Origin of the sequence: Pseudomonas sp. PLMAX, assembly GCF_046042685.1 — a bacterium.
Classification (GTDB): domain Bacteria; phylum Pseudomonadota; class Gammaproteobacteria; order Pseudomonadales; family Pseudomonadaceae; genus Aquipseudomonas; species Aquipseudomonas putida_AE.
The window spans coordinates 207,105-221,468 of the sequence record NZ_CP064950.1 but is presented as its reverse complement, the minus strand read 5'-3'; the positions used below and the strand labels follow the sequence as shown (position 1 = coordinate 221,468).

The 14,364-nt window shown below is 54.3% G+C and carries 18 protein-coding genes; 11 read left to right on the top strand and 7 right to left on the bottom strand.

What is annotated here, in order from left to right; translation table 11 throughout:
- Positions 1-176: 176 nt before the first annotated feature.
- Positions 177-1,175 carry a hypothetical protein gene (locus DKB71_RS33620; RefSeq protein WP_408602021.1) on the bottom strand — a complete coding sequence of 333 codons (999 nt, stop codon included), beginning with the start codon at positions 1,173-1,175 and terminating at the stop codon, positions 177-179.
- A 78-nt stretch (positions 1,176-1,253) separates the two neighbouring features.
- A complete protein-coding gene (locus tag DKB71_RS33615) occupies positions 1,254-1,976 on the bottom strand; it encodes a hypothetical protein (RefSeq protein ID WP_408602020.1) in 723 nt (240 codons plus the stop codon).
- Between the two features lie 216 nt (positions 1,977-2,192).
- Here DKB71_RS33615 and DKB71_RS33610 point away from each other — a divergent pair, with 216 nt between their 5' ends.
- The 5 genes from DKB71_RS33610 to DKB71_RS33590 all read left to right on the top strand — a co-directional run bounded on the left by DKB71_RS33610 (position 2,193) and on the right by DKB71_RS33590 (position 6,550).
- A complete protein-coding gene (locus DKB71_RS33610; RefSeq protein WP_408602019.1) occupies positions 2,193-3,488 on the top strand; it encodes an FAD-dependent oxidoreductase in 1,296 nt (431 codons plus the stop codon).
- Positions 3,489-3,738: 250 nt separating this feature from the next.
- A complete protein-coding gene (locus DKB71_RS33605) occupies positions 3,739-4,536 on the top strand; it encodes a hypothetical protein (RefSeq protein ID WP_408602018.1) in 798 nt (265 codons plus the stop codon).
- A gap of 334 nt (positions 4,537-4,870) precedes the next feature.
- Positions 4,871-5,122 (top strand): helix-turn-helix transcriptional regulator, encoded by a 252-nt coding sequence (locus tag DKB71_RS33600; RefSeq protein WP_408602017.1) that lies wholly within the window; start codon positions 4,871-4,873, stop codon positions 5,120-5,122.
- Positions 5,123-5,149: 27 nt separating this feature from the next.
- Entirely contained in the window at positions 5,150-5,758 is a 609-nt protein-coding gene (locus tag DKB71_RS33595; protein WP_408602016.1) for an HAD family hydrolase, read from the top strand.
- Between the two features lie 15 nt (positions 5,759-5,773).
- The gene (locus tag DKB71_RS33590; protein WP_408602015.1) at positions 5,774-6,550 is read left to right on the top strand and encodes a metallophosphoesterase; all 777 of its coding nucleotides are present in this window, start codon (positions 5,774-5,776) and stop codon (positions 6,548-6,550) included.
- Between the two features lie 47 nt (positions 6,551-6,597).
- Here DKB71_RS33590 and DKB71_RS33585 read toward each other — a convergent pair whose 3' ends face one another.
- Together DKB71_RS33585 and DKB71_RS33580 are read right to left on the bottom strand one after the other, a co-directional pair.
- Positions 6,598-7,341: a hypothetical protein gene (locus tag DKB71_RS33585; RefSeq protein WP_408602014.1), complete on the bottom strand. Its 744-nt coding sequence runs from the start codon at positions 7,339-7,341 to the stop codon at positions 6,598-6,600.
- Positions 7,342-7,411: 70 nt separating this feature from the next.
- On the bottom strand, positions 7,412-7,807 hold the full coding sequence (locus tag DKB71_RS33580; RefSeq protein ID WP_408602013.1) for a helix-turn-helix domain-containing protein: 396 nt from the start codon (positions 7,805-7,807) through the stop codon (positions 7,412-7,414).
- A 183-nt stretch (positions 7,808-7,990) separates the two neighbouring features.
- Between DKB71_RS33580 and DKB71_RS33575 the strand changes: the two genes are divergently transcribed.
- The 3 genes from DKB71_RS33575 (at position 7,991) to DKB71_RS33565 (ending at position 9,653) form a co-directional block, all read left to right on the top strand.
- Entirely contained in the window at positions 7,991-8,164 is a 174-nt protein-coding gene (locus DKB71_RS33575; protein WP_408602012.1) for a hypothetical protein, read from the top strand.
- A gap of 173 nt (positions 8,165-8,337) precedes the next feature.
- Positions 8,338-8,769: a hypothetical protein gene (locus DKB71_RS33570; RefSeq protein ID WP_408602011.1), complete on the top strand. Its 432-nt coding sequence runs from the start codon at positions 8,338-8,340 to the stop codon at positions 8,767-8,769.
- Positions 8,770-8,969: 200 nt separating this feature from the next.
- Positions 8,970-9,653: a hypothetical protein gene (locus DKB71_RS33565; protein WP_408602010.1), complete on the top strand. Its 684-nt coding sequence runs from the start codon at positions 8,970-8,972 to the stop codon at positions 9,651-9,653.
- A gap of 63 nt (positions 9,654-9,716) precedes the next feature.
- Here the strand turns inward: DKB71_RS33565 and DKB71_RS33560 are convergent, their stop codons facing one another.
- Together DKB71_RS33560 and DKB71_RS33555 are read right to left on the bottom strand one after the other, a co-directional pair.
- Positions 9,717-9,986: a hypothetical protein gene (locus DKB71_RS33560; protein ID WP_408602009.1), complete on the bottom strand. Its 270-nt coding sequence runs from the start codon at positions 9,984-9,986 to the stop codon at positions 9,717-9,719.
- A complete protein-coding gene (locus tag DKB71_RS33555; protein WP_408602008.1) occupies positions 9,983-10,357 on the bottom strand; it encodes a hypothetical protein in 375 nt (124 codons plus the stop codon). The genes DKB71_RS33560 and DKB71_RS33555 overlap by 4 nt, the downstream gene beginning before the upstream one ends.
- A 183-nt stretch (positions 10,358-10,540) precedes the next feature.
- On the opposite strand from DKB71_RS33555, the gene DKB71_RS33550 reads away from it, so the two are divergent.
- Complete coding sequence (locus tag DKB71_RS33550) at positions 10,541-11,170, top strand: hypothetical protein (protein ID WP_408602007.1); 630 nt, start codon at positions 10,541-10,543, stop codon at positions 11,168-11,170.
- On the opposite strand, the gene DKB71_RS33545 is transcribed toward DKB71_RS33550, so the two are convergent.
- Positions 11,167-12,162: a hypothetical protein gene (locus DKB71_RS33545; RefSeq protein WP_408602006.1), complete on the bottom strand. Its 996-nt coding sequence runs from the start codon at positions 12,160-12,162 to the stop codon at positions 11,167-11,169. The genes DKB71_RS33550 and DKB71_RS33545 overlap by 4 nt on opposite strands.
- A 188-nt stretch (positions 12,163-12,350) precedes the next feature.
- On the opposite strand from DKB71_RS33545, the gene DKB71_RS33540 reads away from it, so the two are divergent.
- Together DKB71_RS33540 and DKB71_RS33535 are read left to right on the top strand one after the other, a co-directional pair.
- A complete protein-coding gene (locus DKB71_RS33540) occupies positions 12,351-13,208 on the top strand; it encodes a hypothetical protein (RefSeq protein ID WP_408602005.1) in 858 nt (285 codons plus the stop codon).
- A gap of 3 nt (positions 13,209-13,211) precedes the next feature.
- A complete protein-coding gene (locus tag DKB71_RS33535; protein WP_408602004.1) occupies positions 13,212-13,718 on the top strand; it encodes a hypothetical protein in 507 nt (168 codons plus the stop codon).
- Positions 13,719-14,364 lie beyond the last annotated feature (646 nt).

Sequence of the window (14,364 nt, the reverse complement as noted above, 5' to 3'; positions counted from 1 at the left end):
CACACCAAGCGGTTTGCCTTTTGATGTAAAGGCGTATGGCAAAACGAAATGATTTGGACGCATTGCTCTGTTAGGATCGGCCCATGTTCTCTTCCAACCGGATGGTGGGTGACAGCGAGAACATAAAATAACCCCGGTGGGCCAACCTCCGGGGTTTGTTTTTTTGCAGCTTCGCGTCAGTCTAAAAAGGCATTGTCCGTGAGCTGCACCTGAGTGTTCCCGTCTTGCATGGGAATCCAGTAGACGCCTGCTTGTTCCGTCATGTCATCCACAATGGCGCCGATTTCCTCGAAGTCTGATTGATCTTCCCATTTCCCATACTCTGCCCAGATGCTGGTGAGGCACGCATCCAGCCGTTCCAAAAATGGATGAAACCACGACCCGGTCAATGCCTGGCGGATAGCGGCTCTGCCTTGCCACGATTCACCAGCGCCAGCGAGATGACCAAGGTAATAGCTCGCGATCCTCAGAAGGTCTCCATGCACCCGGTAGACCTCCCTCAGTAGCTGATCGCCATTCAGATCTTTTTGATACGCACTTATGGCAGCATTGTTTTCAGCTGGTGTTTTCTCAAGGTAATCGAGCAGGATTAGCTCGTAATGCTCGGTCTGATCGGCGCCAATCCCACAGCTTCTGCGGCATGCAGCGTACTCGTCCCACGCTGGCAAGATCACATCCCACTGCAGCTTTTGTTCCATCCTGTGGAACGTCCTTCTGAGGAGCTCGCCCGGAAAGACGGAATCGAATCTGGCCGTAACCTCTACATGGGCACATTCGTGCGCAAGAAGATAAAAAGCTTGAGCGAAACCTGGCTCCTTCGTGTCTGCAAGCGGCTTGAATACACTGGCGTCCAAAAGAATGTGGGTTTTCACCTGACCATCTCGAAGCACCCTGGGTGACATGGCTACGCCGGTGGCCATGTCTTTTGTCGGGGTGAGCACATGATTGGTCTGATAGCCTCTATCCTGCTGGTTCAGCGCCTGTAAGTAATCCTCGGCAATCGTAACTCCGTCTAGGGTGCCAAGGTCTATACCCTTGCCGCACTCTCGTAGGCACAATTCAGTCGCCTGGCCAAGGTGCCGTGCAAACTCCTCGGGGAGGACACCAAGAATGGATATGGTGCATCCAGAAAACGTGCTAACACGTTCAGTAGGGGAAGTATCTTGTTCAGTCAACGGTGATTCCTTTCAAGAGTGCTTAGGCACTGAGAATTCTATCACACTGACATCATTTCGGTCTGGCCATGGCCAGGTCTAACCAGGAATCTCGAGGGTTTCGAAGTAGTCGTGTAGCGTCTTGATCACACCGAGGCGCTCCTTCACTTCGGTCAAGGACAAGTTGTTACACAGGTACTCGACAAGGTGCCTATGCAGGAAAAACACCTGGTCGCTGACGTACTCCGGCGCCACGCGGGATCCGCCATGCCCGCCGAATACTTCGTGCAAATTCCAGATCGAGACCTTTTTATTTAAGTCCCGGCTAATGGCGTTGATCAATGCATTGAGCGCCAGCCCTGCGCCCTCGAAACCGAAGTCCTTCATCACGTCGGAACGTACCGTCATGACCCGCTGGGAGCTGCTGTCCCGATGTTTTTTGATCGTGTACCGGATCGACTTCTCGACCACCGGCAGTGAACCCAGGGCCTGGGCGTGCTCTGCAGCCGCTGCGATCAACAGCAGGTTCTTATCGATGCCATGGTATAGGTGCGACTCGTATGCCGTGATGGCGGACGTTACCAGCAGCCGGCCAGGCGTACTTAACGCCGCAAATGATGTCTCAGCCCTAGCTCGATTCTCGTCGAGGAACGCCTGGGTAGGGCCGTCGACCACAGCCCGTGTGTTTCCTCGCCTGTACATCTCCAAGGTGGCGTCTAACCACCACACCAGCACGGATGGTTCGAATGTGGCGCTCGCAGGCGTGAGGCTGACCTCCATTGCGTTCTTGGTGCGCTTGAGACCTATGTAGTCGAACGACAAGCTATAGCCTCCTGGGAAATGTCGGTAAATATGGCGGTGGAGCCTTTGCAGTCAAACGCCGGCAGAGTGCCTTTCGTCCTGGCCTGTAGCTCAACAGGCTATTGCCAAAACAATCACAGAACTTTAGCAGAATGGAAGGGCGGCGGGCTTCAGAGTTACTTTGAAAGCGTGTAAATTGACAGCCTCTGGAATAACGATCACTCAAAGGGAATCTGTATGACCGTAGCAATCGTCGGTGCCGGCGTAGCCGGGCTGGCTGCGTCAATTTACCTGAAACGTTCGGGTCAGGATGTCCATGTGTTTGAGCGGGCACCCACCCTCGAGGCGATTGGTTCAGGCATCATGCTGCAACCTTCTGGAATGGCCGTACTGAAGGATCTTGGGCTGCTCGATGAGTGCCTGCGCAAGGGCGCTCCACTCAAAGGTGTACTTGGAACGTCGCCGCTTAGCGGTCGAGTCATCCTGGACACCCGCTATGAGCACTGGAAGCCAGGGGCCCACGGCCTGGGCATTCACCGCAGTATTCTCCTGAAGGTGCTGTACGAGGAAGCCAAGCGCTGTGGCGTACGGTTCCGCTTTGGTGTTGAGGTCAGTGATTTCTCCAGCGCATCCAAGGTCAAGCTCAGCGTGACAGAACGAGCGCTAACACCGCATACAACAGCCGCCGTTATGGAGGTTCTGTCCGATGACCAGATCGGCGCCGACGAGTATGACGCCCTTATCCTGGCCAGTGGACGAAGCTCTACGCTTCAATACAAGGCGCCGATTCACCATCGTTCATCGCCTTACAAATGGGGCGCACTCTGGGCGACCTTAGAGTTACCAGAAAGCCTGAATGAGCCTGTACTGCGCCAATGGTACAACCAGAGCCATCAGATGTTTGGCATCCTGCCGATTGGTGAGTCGGTTAACAGCACGAAGCGCCTGTGTAGCCTGTTCTGGAGCCGCCCGGTTGAATCAGACTCATCACTGTTCGGCGTCGATGGCACGCTGGAGAGCTGGAAACAAAAGGTAAGGGCGTTGGTTGGCACCGTGGCCGACCCACTGCTCGAACAGTTGCAATCGGAGGATCAGTTTGCGCTGGCCACGTACACCGACATCGAGATGCCTGCCTGGCATTACGACAGGGTGTTGGCGATTGGTGACTGCGCCCATTCCATGAGCCCGCAGCTGGGGCAGGGCGCCAACATGGGTCTCGTGGATGCCAGGGCGATTGCACAGGCCGTTGGTAAGAGTTCAGCGGTACATTGGCCCGCTATTTTCTCAAAGTACTCTGAGTGGCGCCGTGAGCACCTTGGCTACTACCAGTCCGCCAGTCGTCATCTCACACCCCTGTTCCAGTCCTCCAGTTCGATCACACCCCTTATCCGGGATATGGCCTTGTTGGCGGCACAGCACGTTGGGTTTGTACGCAAACACGCTGCCACCACCTTGATTGGCGGAAGAACTGGATGGATTCTCAGCAATGAGTCACAGGTACCACTGCATTTCTGGGACGGTACGGCGCCTTAAGCGACCCTGCGAAATCCTGAGACTTAACCGTGTCAACGTTGACAGGTTTTTCCTGGCCTCATTTCACGATAAGTTCCTGAATTTTCAATGATTTAGTCGTGTGTCAACAAATGCACCGTGCAGATATCATGGCAGTTATCTACATGCGGTCGGGATGGTGCGTTTTGTTGACACACTTACGGTGCTTTCTGATTGAAGGCCCGTTAGCTCCGTCGCTATTCTTGATGGATAGACTCAAGGGAATTCACTCATGCAGCTGCACCTCGTTGATGGCCAGGAAAACACGATAGCGGTCGAAGTCGCCGGCCCGGCTGAAGCGAAGGTTGTCTTCACGGACGCGCTAAAGAAAGACCCATGGATCGCGGCCACGCTGCTGAATCACCGCGATGAGTACGTGGATTCCTTCTTGCGCCTGAGCAGCGATATCCCTGAAACCAGTCCCTTGGTCAGCCAGGCTCTGATTGACGATTTCCTGCGAGCTCGCAGTGAGTCCCGTGAAGACTTCACCCATTACGGCGGGCCCAAGTGGTCGATTCCAGGGCTGTGTCATGAGGTCTCCGATTACATCCAGTACAAACACGGATTCGCAAGAACATCCGGCACGATCATGGCCAAGGACTGCGTGACTCCGATCTGCCTGCACTACTGGAACATCCTGCCTGACATGTCAGTGCTCGACATGACGGCTGACCAGCTCTTGGAAGGCGCCGACTATCGCATCATCCCCAAAGGTCATCCGGACTGGTACCGCTATCAGCCTGAATTCGAGTACCCCGAGGAAGTCGAGGACTTGCGTGGCCATGGGGTGTTCTCTGACGAGCTGATCGACTTTATCGTAGAAACGGGTAACCGCATTGACCGGGCTTCGATTGCCGCGCTCGCCAGTCCAAAGGCATATCTTTACCTGGAGCCTGCTGATAGTGGCCTCAAGCAAAAGCTCGAGCCTCTGCTTACGGAGTTCATGGACTTCGCTCTGAAGGACAATGAAAAAGCCCAGGCCATCTACGCAAAACGCCGGGTCAGTGAAAGCGCCGATTTCTGTCCCTGAGCCCTGGCCTACGCATCGTCGGCTGCGTTGACACTGGTCTGAACATATCCATAAAATGACGAAGACCACTTGAATGCCCGGTGGTCATAAAACATGAAGCAGGCTTGCCTGCGGGCCCGAGCGAGCACCCTCAAGCGAGGTCAGGTTTTAAGCGCCAGGTATCGCTTAGTCAGGCATCGGCTGACACGCAACACGAAGGGGAGATCCGGCGACGGGTTTCCCTTTCACTTTTGCCTGGCATTAGCGTGGAGGCTGTCATAAACCGATTGACGAATGTCACCTATATTGGACATTGTGATCAAAATAGAGCAATAAGTGTAATATAGGTGACATTATGGCGCTGCTGATCAATCCAGTAATGGTGGGAAATCGAATCCAAGAGGTTCGGACGGGCAAGAAACTCACTCAAGCCGAGTTGGCGAAGCGAGCCGGCTGCGCCAGAAAGACGATCATCGCGCTGGAGTCAGGGGATAACACCTCAACCCACACGCTCATTCGAGTCCTCACGGCGTTGGGGATGGCGCTAGATATCCAGCCCTTAACCCTCGACCTCAAATTCATCGAATCACTCGTTGAAAGCTATTAACCTAGTGGCTGAGCACAGGAGCGCACCATGCAGGCTGTAATTTTCGACGCATTTGGTACTCTGGTGAAGATTCACGAGGGGAGTCATCCGTATCGCCAGATCCTGAAGCATGGGATCAAGCAGGGGCGCCGGCCAAAGCCAGATGATGCGAAAGTGCTAATGACCAACCCGTGGGGGCTGGAAGAGGCTGCTTTGCATCTTGGGATCGAGGTCGACCCGCTTGCGCTGGAAGCCATTCAAGAGCAGTTGGATACCGAGCTGTCGGCAATTACGGCCTTCCAGGACGGCCTGGAGGCGGTGGCTATGCTCAAAGGCGCCGGTTTCAAGGTCGCGGTATGCAGCAACCTGGCGAAGCCTTACGCTGCTGCCATAGAGCGCCTTTACCCGGATCTGGATGGATACAGCTACAGCTTCGAGGTGGGCGCGGTTAAACCGGACGCCAAGATTTACCAGGACGTGTGCACCAGGTTGGGTGTTCAGCCTTCCATGGTCGACATGGTTGGCGATTCACAGCGGTGCGATCAGGCAGGCCCGAGCGAATTTGGTATGCGCGGGTGGTATCTGGATCGTGCTGCGGAGTCATCATTACAAGATCTGGCCAGCTTCGCCAAAATGCTGATCGCCAGGCAGAAGTAAGTTTAAGGGTTTCCCATGCAGCAGAATTGGATTCAGAGGTTCCCGCTCAACACTAAGGGCCGGAGCTTTGCTATCAGTGACATTCACGGCTGCTACCAGCTGCTCAAGAAAAGGCTGGCAGCGGTCGGTTTCGATGAGTCGTGTGACGTTGCCTACCCGGTCGGCGACCTCGTTGATCGTGGGCCCCATAACGAGATGGTGCTCGACTTCCTGGGCCTGGACTGGTGGCGCCCAATCATTGGGAATCATGAAGCTTTTATTTTGAAGCTCTATCGGGATGGCAACCCGTCTGCCGTCGAACTTAAGAAAGCCCTGGAATACAAACGCTCCGGTTTTGACTGGTGGGGGAAGACCTCGATGGAGTTCCGTCGAGAGTTCATCGATAAGGTCAGCAAGCTGCCTATCGCCACTGAGCTTCAAACGAAGATTGGCCGGGTAGGGATGATTCACGCTGACGTGCCAAGCGGTATGCATTGGGACAATATCGTCGACCTGATCAATCACCCTGACTTCGAACAGCGCCGTCTGCTGCTGAGCAACCGAGATCGCGTCAAAGACAAAGACGCCACGCCGGTGCCAGGGATTGAGCGCGTGTATGTCGGCCACAACATCGTCAGGCGTCCACTCGTTCTGGGCAACCTGGTGGCGATTGATACCGGCGCTTACAAGGGCAAAACACGCAAGTGGCGAGGGCGGGGACAGTTAAGTGTGGTTCGTGTTGACGTAACCATGGACGAGCTCAACAAGCACATCGAGAAGCTTCACCCAGGGCAGGGACTGCTAATTCCATGAGGGTCGACAGCCAGGCATTGAACCGCGTGGCTGTCTCATTTTAGCTATCAGCCTCGGTATGGCTTTGGCCATGTGATCTTTATGGTGCTGCCTGAAAGGACAGTGCCGGGGGTACTCATTCCGGACTTCTCAGGGGCGATTTCCTCCAATTTGACACCGCTTCCCACGAGCGCAGCCCTCAAATCGCTGATGAACTTCGTGAGATCAGCGTTGGCCTTTAGAGCTTTGCTCAGATCGTTTTTGTCCTTCTGATCCCCGGCTTGAAAGTTCTTCAGCTGCGTGTTCAAGCTCTTGTTTTCACTATTTTTCTGCTCAAAAAGTCCCTTGATCCTTTCAAGCTCACTTTTCACCGCCTTGAGCTCTTTTGCCTCTTCAGAAGGCTTCCCCTGTTTCTTGGAGAGAGCTTGGACTTTCGTGATGGCTTCGTCACGCTCAGCTCTAAGATCCTGTACCAAGTCTTCGGCTTGCTCGAGATCGGCTTGAGCCGTCTTGAGCTTTTTGCGAACGACCCTCAGTGCCGCGTCTTTGATTTTTAGCTTTGCGGCAGAGTCCTTCTTTTGAGCCTTCGCTGCTTGCCTGACTACCTTGATTTTTCCGTTGAAGTACTCAAAAAGCGCATCGAGGTGTTTTGGTCGAAACAGCGCAAACAGCGTGCGGTTTACATTGCCATCCAGGCGTATCTTCGCGACTGAGTGGAACTCTCGCCCGTCGAGGAGCGCCAATGACTCGGGAAGCTTCCCAGGATTTTCCTTGTAAAAGGACTTAGGGGTTAATTTTTCGATCTTGTGCATCGTAAGAGCCTCGCTCAACAAGGTAGGGGCGACACCTTGGCCACCCGAAAATGCGGTTCAAGCCATCCGACTACAACGGCTCGGTCGGCTCTTCGGAATTCACTGGAGGTGTAGTCTTGGCAGCCGCCAATGCATCAGCTCGCTTTTTTCTCAAAAGGAGCTTCGCCTTCTGCGCCGGCGTGAACTTTGGCTTGAAGAGAAGAACAGGGTTGTGCCCCAGCAGCACCCACATAGGATTGACCCCAGCGGCATACATCTTCTGGAGGTTTTCAGCGGTAGGTTTTGAGTGCCCGAGCTCATAGTTCTTCAGCGTCGAGGTCGGAATACCTGACGCAGTAGAGAACCCCTGGATGGTGAGAACGAGATCCCGACGTGCTCTGCGCACGCGGAGGCCAAAGTCATCAAGATTGCCTGCTCGAGGTCTTGCAATTCTCTCGGGGGAAGGGCTTGTAGTGTCCGTGACCATGGGATCCTCCCGTTGGTTTAGGGGAGGCAAAATAGTACAGATTTAAGACCAAGGCAAGCGCGAAATTCAGTCTGGCCAGGATGCCGGTCTTGGTGACTTAGTGCCACCGTGATTACCAGTTAGCACCCATCGCTCATACCGGATGTCGATCATTCCGAAAAAGACGGTCGGAGAGGCATTGATGTGCTCGGCAAGGTCATTCTGCTCGCTGAGCCAGGTGAGCAAAGCTTGCCGGCCATGGGGACAGGTGCCGTAAACGGACTCAAGTTCATCGGCATGGACGTCATGTCGGTGGCGGATGTGTTGCATCATCGAGGTTTCAAGCCTCTTGCCCGTCAAAAGAGGATGAAATCTTAACACAAAGCGTTAATTGCCGTAAATTGACAGTCATCAAATCAACGATTTGCCCAGTAAATTCAAGCATTCCACGAGTTTGTATCTTCGCAAATTCCCGCAAAAGAGATAAACTATACCCACTCAGGCGTCGATCTTCCGCCTACCCAAATTAACGCAACACACGGATGACCCTGATGCAAAAAATCGACATGAAGCTCATTATCGGCTCCAAGCCTAATGTAGACACCATGGAGCAGATCATTGCCGCCTACGGCCACGATAAAGGCGCCGCCATGAGCTTCACCGTTTTTGAGCTCAACTACAAAGGCAAAACCATTTATGTCAGCTGGTCTGGCGGAGAAATGACTCCAGAAGGGCCTGTGCTCACTCTGATAGGCAAGGCTGCTCTTGAGTCGATGCTGAACCTCCCATTCGGCAATGACGGTGATCTGATAGTCCTGGAAATGCGCCTAGGGCCAACGCCGCTGCTGACGAAAATCAGTCGGTTCCTGGACACGCAGCCAGATCAGGCGAAAGTCTGCCTGCTTGGCGATCTCGCGAAAGAACTGGATGGCCAGATCGCTCATATTTTCAATCCTGTTGGGATTCGCGACATCACGAATTAACCGTCCTAGAGCCTTGCATGCCGCTTGGTGCATCTGTAAGCTTAAATCACTGGTCGGGCGAAGAGTGCAGGACTCCACCCCGGCGACACGGCTAATACCGTCTCCTGTGAAAGTAACGAACTAAGAACCGCCTAATGGGCGGTTTTTTGCTGTCAAAGCAGCTAATATCTGCGGCCCGAACCGAATGGAATCGAGCCATCATGATTGACTACATCTCACGTTTTAACGAAGCCCGCGCCTGGACTGACTTTCGCTATGCCGGCATGTCGAACTACCCACTGCGGATTGACCCGAGCCTTCAGGTCGACGTCCCGGCGCTGGTAGCGACCATTGCCAAAGACTTCCAGCAGTTCATCGACTCGACTGATGATCTACCAGGCCGCTGCTTCCTCATCGCTCGTGAGCTGTCGTACATCATCGGTGCCATGGAGATTCGCCACACGGTGACCGTAGGCGATGTTCGCCTAAAAGACGGTCTCTACGTCAACATCGCCCGTGAGCGTCTTGCCAGCGACCTTGACGGTGGTTGCCGGGTCGATATGGTTAACGGCGTTCCCATTGGCAAACCAATCGACGCGCATTGCTGGATCACTCTTGAAAACGGCTTAGTCATCGACGCCACGATTCTGGCTTCGCAGCACCGCAAGTCGCCGGCAGCACAGATCCCTCTCACATTCGAAGAAGCGATCTACTTCACCGGGAAGGAGGGGGCACCAGATCTGGAATACATCCCAATGGCAACCGGCTTTGTGTACTTGCAGCGTGTTCTGACATCGCCGCAGGACGGTGATTTCTCCACGTACCTGAAGTGGTACCGGGATTTCAACCAGATGATGTGCGCCATTGACCTGGAGCGGCTCGTGCCAACACTGCAGCGAGCCTAATCCATCGGTAATAAGGATTTCGGTGTCAGTTATCGAAATCCTAATGCTGCGACCAGGGCACAGTCAGTCAGAACTTCGATGAATCGACAGGCGCTCATTCGCTGAGGCGATCATCTTTGCGCGTGCCGGCGTCATGTCTTCCGGATAGCAATCCACGCTCAAAGCTGGATACCGGAACTTGCCGCCGAATCCCAGGCTTCCATTGATCCTGAACTCCCTGGCAAGCTCTGCATCTCGGCTGAAAGCTTGCACGAATGCGATCTCAGCGTCTGGCCTGGCCCCACATTCCTCGATCAGGACGGCATAAACAAGTATTGCAGTCGACTCCTTCACTCTGCGCCCACCGCTGAATCGCCAAACTTCATCATGCCCTGAGCGTTTTCAAACCCTGGCACCGAGTAGGTTTTAACTTTCCTCGTTAGCATTGACGAACAGCACACCTCGGTTCCGTCCGACAGCGTGCATGCACCTGTGCGTTTAAGGCTGAGATTCGCCGTCCGCATCGCCTTTTTTAAAGCCTGCCGTGGTAGAAAAGCAACTTTTCGGCTAACCCGCTCAGCATCTTCAAGCATGATCTTGAAGAGCCCAGCAGCGCCGACGCCATGGATCTCCCAGCTGCCATCAGGCTGCCGATAAGCATCAGCGGTGTATGTGCCGGTATCGAGTGTGAGAACTGAACCAACCAGCAGGGTTTCATGCTGCATAAGGGGACTCCAGAGCGTTTCTTTAAAAGGGACAGACGGCCAGAAAGGCGTAAAGATACGCCGTAAATTGACAGAATCCAACCAACCCAGAAGCGCCCTTGCAACCTCGACACCGACTTCTGGCACCCAGTAGACTAAATCCTTGCACCAGACAAACAAAAAAATAAGAGTCAGGGATCAAGAATGAAATCGAGCAGCACACTCAAAGTCGTCCTGAATGCAGCGAAGGCCAAGCCAAGGGCAGTCGTTGGTTCCGGCAAAGCCGGGATAGCTTTTGGAGAGAGGTTTGTCGCTGGAGAGATCCCAGCCTTCCACTGCATGCTTGAGGACAGTGCTGCACTGCACGACCTACAGGACGTCGACCCAGCGGTGCACAACCAGCTGATGAACATCACCCTGTGTTACGCGAACAGTCTGTGCGAATCCATGGCTGTAGCGCTCTTCGATCAGGTACCTGGATTACACCTCGTAAAGGTAGTCGACCCTGCCGGTGTACCGCTCCACACCTGTGTCTCTAATAAGCGTCCAGGGGTAGGGGGAAGCGTTGGAGACTGTCTTAACGCGAACGGCATCATCAGCTCGGCAAACCTCATCGCGCAGTGGGAGCGCATCACCGGGCACGCGGGTATCAGGATTGAGCCGACAACCCTCTCTGAAGTCATCGGCTACGGTCTATTCGACGAGAGACACTGCCGGCATGCCCTGGAGCTATTCGGCTTTGCCTCCCAGTTTATGGATGAGCACCTCGACGCCCTGACTGCCAAGAAAGCCCCCGAACTCGACCATGAAGGGTTCGAAGGCCTGTCGCGTTAAGCCTGAGTGTTAGCGGTCAAGTCGCCTATAAGAGCTTCAGTCACGAACGTGTACCTGGAGCCTTGGGGCAAGTGCTCATACTCTCCCCGGTAGTACATTTTGTCGCGCAGCTGCCTGAAGTACCAGGTTCTGAAATGGCCTACCGGGGTAACACCTTCTCCAAAACTTGGAAACGCATTTGTCAGGGTGATTGGACTCATCGCCTGCCCAGGCCTGCGCCCATCGAGCCTTGGCTGTGTGGTCGTGGGGAAGCCAAGTCTTAAACGACGCCCTTCGGTAGCCAAGTGGTAAACACCCAGGGCGGCGATCAACCGTAGGCAAAAGAATTGCCGCTTAACATCGTCATCATCTGCCGTTTGATCTGGGTGCATGAGTGACAGTCGCCGCATCGATGTAACAAAGGCAGTCGAGTCTTTTGCAGCCAAAAGCTCAGGCAAGTCTTCACCGTAGATCGCTGTGCGCCTATGGCCGGCGCCGTTCCTTATCGCATAGCAGATGATCAGCATCCCCTGATCCGGGAGATCCTCGTAAGAAACCTGCGATGGAGCAACCCCGAGCTCACCAAGAAAGGGATCAAGAATCTCGGAACGGTACTGTGCACTCGGAACCCATGTGGCAAAGATGCTGGGGATTTCGACACCTTGGTATCTGTAGCCACGCATTGGCGACAAAACGAGGCTGCTGAAGGGCAGGGTAAACCCTTCAGGTGATTGCATCGCGTATCGTGCTTTCAGGAGGTTATCCAGGACGACCGATGATTCAGGAAAAATGACCTGGCTTCCACCGGACTTAAAGTAACGATCTTCGGCGAGAGAGTAAAAGCCATGCTCACCGGTGAAGCCTGGGTTTAAACGGCAGTAACGCCTTATCAGATCGGTATCGGTGATTTTAGAGGATTCACTTTTAGATAGGCCCTTACGGGAAGAAGCGATAGTCCTGTCCCAGAACAGCGGGTAGACGTCATACGTGGTTTTTTTCAGTTGTGGCGGCATCGTGGCAAGCCTTGTCATTCCATTGAAAGGGTTTGGTCGGGGGATTCTGACATTTTCCTCGATTGAAAGGACAGGGGAAGGTGCGGTAAATGGCTGTAGGGCCTATAATTCCAGGCCAAATCGTATGATCCACCCCAATATCCCTATGCCCCTGGTTTAGACCCAGGGCAGGCAAGGTAGCCCATTCAATGATTGATGTAGCTGAACCCTCTATCAAGACGACTCTCATCTACTCCAACTGCCTACGCCTTGAGCCTGAGGATGGCTTCAGAAAAGTGGTTTCTGAATTTGCTGCATGGATCAAATGGAAAACGCGGGTATTTATCTCTCCTGACGAATTGATGCTCGGCGCCGGCGAGTACAGCCTTCCTGAGAATGGCCGACTCGAAACCTTCGTGACCGATGACAGCCAGGGTGAGAACCTCAAAGCTGTCTACAGTCACGATGACCGCAACGTTGAAAGACGCCGCTGGATCACCGAAGCCCTCATAAGCCAGAAGCCTGGTGACCATGAGGTTGAATGCACCGTGAATCTCCGGGTCAGTAACGCAGGCAACGCTGAACGGGGCCAGAACTCTTCTCGACCTAGACTGATCGTAAACCTGATGGAGACCTGCAGGCCGGTAGGGGCAACACCTGGGTTGTACACAAAGCCGCTTACGCTGGCGACGGCGGAAAAATTCCTGCTCGACGTCGTGAACCCATTTCGCAAAGCGCCTCTCATCGTCATAAGTAGCAACTGGTCGTGCGACCCACCGATCAATCCAGAGCGCCTGAGAGAACAGTTGGTCGGCCTGGCCAACGTTTACCACATCACTGAGGACACCGATGCCTGGGATCTCTCCGAGGTAGTGGGCGAGGACTACTCTGTCTACGGTGAAGCCATCAGGATCATTTGGCCCCTCGTGCCAGGTCGAGATACTGCGGCATCGCTGCTTGTTCTGCCACGAGGCAAGCACAAGGCCCCAAGGACGGCATTGCAGATGGAAACAGCGGTATTCCTAAGCGTGCTGCGCCGGCATATACAAAACGTTCAGACGGCATAGGCTATGCGACCAATTCACTTCATCGACTTCGAAGCCTCAGGTATGGCTCCGGACAGCTATCCCATCGAGGTTGCTGTCGTGTACCCAGGCGGCCAGTTCCAGACCCTATTGCGGCCAGTGCCTTATTGGGATCATTGGAGCCATGACGCCGAGGACATGCACGGGATAGGCCGTGAGCAGCTCTTCTGCGAAGGTAGGCTGCCGCTGGAAGTGGCGGTTGAGATGAATGAACTGTTTGAGGGTAAAACGCTTTGCTCAGACAACCCGGTGGACTGCTTTTGGCTTGACGTGTTGTATGAGGCAGCCGGCATTGAACCGACGTTCTCTGTGCAGCCTCTGGAGGCGTTTGTAGGCCGGGAGGCCGCTTCAGAGATCTTGACCGGGCTGCCAATTGCAAAAGCCCACAGGGCGCTTGGAGACGCGTTGGCATGCGCTACGGCAGTGGACTCATGGTTTGCTCATCCCAAGGAACAGGACGACAGTCTTCGTGGCACAGAGACTCTGAAATAGGGTCATCCGCTGTGTAGGGTGATCGTCCAAGTACGGCATCAATTGCTCTATTCAGATGATTTACAGCAGCCGGGAGAAGGTCAGCCTCTTCCAAACGCCTGCCTAGCCGAGCCTGAAGGCAGGACAGACACAACATGCCGTAACGGTTCGGATGCACCTGAGCCCAAAGATCGTGCTTGATCATGTAATAGTCGCTGCCAGCCGTGTGCTTTGAGCAATCCTGGCAAGCGTCCCAGGCCAAGCTACCGAACAACATACAGGCTTCCCGGCACAACCGGATTGCCACATGCTCAGGTTGATCAGAGGGAAGTGCCTGCATACCACCCCTAAGCTCACCCTGCCAGGCAAAGGATGGACAGCGACCGCCCAGGGGCTCTTCTTTTGCCCCCTGAAAACCACACACGAAATCGTAGACCAGCCCGGACTTATGGCGTGCTACACGCTTGGCTACGTCGATTTGCCAGGCATGGTGCCACCTGTACGCTCCATACTGCGTTGAGTCCTTGGGGTAACTGGCTTTAGGCATGCGGTGTCGATGTCCAGAATCAGGTTCGGTCAAAAGTCGTTTACACGCTTATCGAGCATGGCAGGGTAGCGCAGTCACCAGCTCAAAGGCCAGAATGCGTCATGAGAGCTAAAGGGGGAC